Here is a 3,669-nt window from a genome sequence, read left to right as displayed (position 1 = left end):
TTCTGTGTCTAATTCTAATTCTGATAAATCACTCATGATTAATTTTTCCCATTAGTATTTCTAAGATCGTCAGCAGCAGAAACCAGATATTGAGCCACACCCATAAATTGATGAGAAGTAGAGTTTAATTGCTGGCAAATGGTAGCCGTTGCTGTATCAAACTCTTGAATGCGGTTACTATAAACTTCATTTGCTTGTTGGAGATAACCTGCTAATTGTTGATTTCCAGCTTGTAACGCAGCATTAAATTCAGTTGCCATATTTTGATAACGGCTAGAAACTTGATTCGCTTCATCTCCAATTGTTCGCGCTAATTCTTGTAACTGTGCAAGACGTTCACCGGATGTTAAACCGAGTGTATTTGATAATTTAGAAACCTTTTCAACGGTTTCTTTAATGGTGTTCATGCTGGTTTTAATTTCTTCGCTCATGTGTTGAGAATCTTCTATAAAAACAGTTTTCAAAGAATCTACAACTTGAGCTAAACCGTCCCGTTGTTGTCCCAAAGTTTCCTGTAAAAGCTGATTTTGTTCGGTAAAGAAATTGTTGAGAGATTCTTGATATTCATTGCGGAATTTTTGCAATTCTTCCTCAAAATCAAGACGAATTCCTTTAAAGGTATCTGCGGCTTGTTCTGCACTTAATTCAAAAGCTTGACGCTGGGCTTCCATCCCCTCAATACTGGTATTAACCGCCCGTTCAATTTCGAGAGAAACTTTCTGCATCACCCCTTCTGTATCGGTGCGGAATTGTCCTAAAATCTCCTGCAAATTTTTTGCAAAATCTTGTAGTTCACCTAATGTTGTTTTTTGGAATTCTTGAATAGTAGAAATAGCACTCGATAAACTTTCTGCAATTCCTCCTAAAGATTCTCTTAATTCTCGCACGGCTAATGATGCTTCTTTCGTTAAAGTTGCACTTTCATCTAACCGCTTCACCACAGGTTCAATTAACTGGGTTTCCATTTGATGAACCAAGGTTTCTACGGTTTGACCTTGCTGTTTAATTAAGGTTTCTATGGTTTGACCTTGACTTTCTTGTGTTGTTCGTAGTTGTTGTAACTCCTGATATAACTCTTGATATAAAGGTTTTACATCTTGCTGAACAACGTCTCTAAAACATTTGCCAGTTGCTTGACCAATTTTATCAGCACTCAGGTTACTAATTCCTTTTAAACTATAAGCAACATCTTTCAAAGATTCTCCGACTTCTCTTTGATTAGATTGTTGATTTCCTAAACGAGAAAGAAGTCTCACAGGAGTTTCTAAAATTGCAACCTCTCTGAGTTGACTTCTCAAGTTATCTCGTCGTTGTTCTCGGAACCATTTCCCAATAGCTAAAATTACCATAAAAACGCTAGAAGTTCCTAAACCAAATAGGGAAGTAACGAAAGCTAAATTCATTCCTTCCATGAGTTGGGTACTAGCTTCGAGTAGGTTATTCGCTTCTGAAATATTACCAAGATTAATTTTTTGTAATCCTAAATAAATCCCCGCAAAGGTTCCTAAAACCCCCAATGCTGTTAATAAAGTTGGTGCAAAATAAACAGGGCCGCGGGGTATAGGTTGGGATAGAATAGACGGGGCTGATAAAAGGATAAATTTTTGTGGATCATTTTCATCTTTGATTAGTTGTTCATTTTGAATTAAAAAGTGTCTTTGTAGCCATTTTCTAATCTTTTTATTGGTTGGTAAATCCAATTTTTCTTCTGGTTTATTATTGTCGTTTAAGAATTTAATCCCATCTTCAGTATCTTGGAACTTCGGAAAATAATTTTTAAAAATAGAAAAAAGTTCTAATCCGAAAGCTATTACAGCGAATCCAAAAATAATCCAAATAAAGATATCACTAACTGGATCACCTGAATTGAAACTTTTTCTAAACCATTCCCACATCGCTAATTCTCCTAATATTTAATTCACTTAATTTTGGGTAAATCTTTTAATCTCAGACTCAGATAAAAATTCCTGAGCAACTCGAATAGGAAGGTGAGCCGCATCGGTAACACCATTAACAGGTTTTCGCAGAATTAAGCCATAAAGGGGTTCTCCTGTTTCAGCATCCTTATCGACTTCTAAAGAAGGTTCTAGGGATTGTTCATCGATTTTGAGATAGACTTTTTCTGGTGCATAATGGCGTAAAAGTCGAACTTGCGATCGCGTTTTTAAATTCCGTAAAGAAACGGTTAAACCCGCCGAATTACCAACCATCAACCGTGCTTCTTTCCAAGCATGATTAATGGCTACAATTTCTGTCACAAGCTGTTCTAAGCTAGGTCGCAATAAAAAGTTATCTGGGAGAGAAGACATTTTTAATATCGATGATACTCCTTTGACTGATAAACATTAGATTTCTAAATCGGAATATATTGAGAACCCCAATTATAAATTCCTCCTCGATCAACAAACTTATCTGTATACCATTGTACTTGAGATAATGCTACATCGACACCGACTTGTAAAATAGGTTGGCTGTATTCGTGATAGCCTTTCGCATCGCTGAAAAAGCGCCCAAGGGGGTCAATCATAACGTATGAACCCTGCATGAGTTGATTGGTTTCTGCAACTAATTTTACCCCTTCACTTTCCAAAAATTGATGTTTTTTAATAAACATTTTAAACTGTTCAGATGAAATTAAAAGGTCTTCGACAAGTCCATCATTTTGACCTTTAATAGCTAGTACCTGAAAAATCTTCCATCGTTCAGGACGAACTTTTCGTACAAATTCTGACATATTTTCTTGATAGTTCAAACGAGTGATAACAGTATTAAGTTTGACTCGAATTTGATGCTGGTGAAGGAGATCAAACAAATTAATTGAAAATTTGACATGATTTCCTGTTCCTCTTCCTAAACGCTGAGAGGTCAGTTCATTGGCTGAGTCAACTGATAAAGCAACCCAATCAATATTATCAGCATGGCTGGCAAGTAATTGGGAAAGTCTTGCACCATTTGTGACTAAACTGGTAACTAATCCTAAACGACGGGCTGCGGCTAAAAGTTCGCCTAAATAGGGACAAAGTGTGGGTTCACCGCCAGCAAAATTAATTTTTTGACAACCTGCTTCACGGAGTAATTTTAGCAGGTGAAATGAATCATTTAACGAAAGATTCCCTTGGATGTCTGGCATCGTTTCGTAACAAAAACTACAACGGTAGTTGCAGGGTTTCCACAAATGAAAGTTCACAGATATAGGCTGCATTTCTTTATCCTATTGAGTCATGAAAATGATTAAATTATTAACAAGATTTGCATGAGGTATAACCGCATATTAATTACTGTATGCGATTATACAAATTAAGATATTAGTGTGAGATTTTGGGTTTAAAGGTTGGGGGAGGGTTGAGCGATCGCTATCTATGAATCTGAGATTTATAATAATTCAGAATTCAAGGTTTGTAAATCAGTGAAATTACGGAACTTCAATGTTTATTTATTGATTACATACCCTAACGAATCGTTTTTGTTTCTGCGGGTATAACATCTTGTATCCGTTCAAATCCGACATAATCAACAATATAACGTGAGCCATCTTGCAGTTCAAAAATATCTCCTGTTGTCACATTCCGAGGGTGAGAACGTCCAGGGGGAGATTGTAATATTTTAATTTGAGAATGTGACCAATTATTGATTAAGCTAGTTAGAATATAAGCTTCATTTAAAGTTCGA

General features: G+C 36.2%; 4 protein-coding genes. All 4 read right to left on the bottom strand.

What is annotated here, in order from left to right:
* Positions 1-38 precede the first annotated feature (38 nt).
* The gene (locus ACKPEB_RS13175; RefSeq protein ID WP_408965389.1) at positions 39-1,895 is read right to left on the bottom strand and encodes a hypothetical protein; all 1,857 of its coding nucleotides are present in this window, start codon (positions 1,893-1,895) and stop codon (positions 39-41) included.
* Between the two features lie 27 nt (positions 1,896-1,922).
* Entirely contained in the window at positions 1,923-2,309 is a 387-nt protein-coding gene (locus ACKPEB_RS13170; RefSeq protein ID WP_408965388.1) for a hypothetical protein, read from the bottom strand.
* Between the two features lie 44 nt (positions 2,310-2,353).
* Positions 2,354-3,202, bottom strand: a complete 849-nt coding sequence (locus tag ACKPEB_RS13165; RefSeq protein ID WP_408965387.1) for a viperin family antiviral radical SAM protein — start codon at positions 3,200-3,202, stop codon at positions 2,354-2,356.
* A 247-nt stretch (positions 3,203-3,449) separates the two neighbouring features.
* A partial coding sequence (locus tag ACKPEB_RS13160; protein ID WP_408965386.1) for a hypothetical protein occupies positions 3,450-3,669 on the bottom strand: 220 nt, incomplete at its 5' end.

Source organism: Planktothrix sp., from assembly GCF_046067725.1.
Lineage (GTDB): Bacteria > Cyanobacteriota > Cyanobacteriia > Cyanobacteriales > Microcoleaceae > Planktothrix.
This window is presented reverse-complemented; position numbering and strand designations above follow the sequence as displayed.

Bases quoted from the DNA above. Each gene is read 5' to 3' on its own strand.
- ACKPEB_RS13165 (WP_408965387.1), bottom strand. From the start codon at position 3,202: ATGCAGCCTATATCTGTGAACTTTCATTTGTGGAAACCCTGCAACTAC.
- ACKPEB_RS13170 (WP_408965388.1), bottom strand. From the start codon at position 2,309: ATGTCTTCTCTCCCAGATAACTTTTTATTGCGACCTAGCTTAGAACAG.
- ACKPEB_RS13175 (WP_408965389.1), bottom strand. From the start codon at position 1,895: ATGTGGGAATGGTTTAGAAAAAGTTTCAATTCAGGTGATCCAGTTAGT.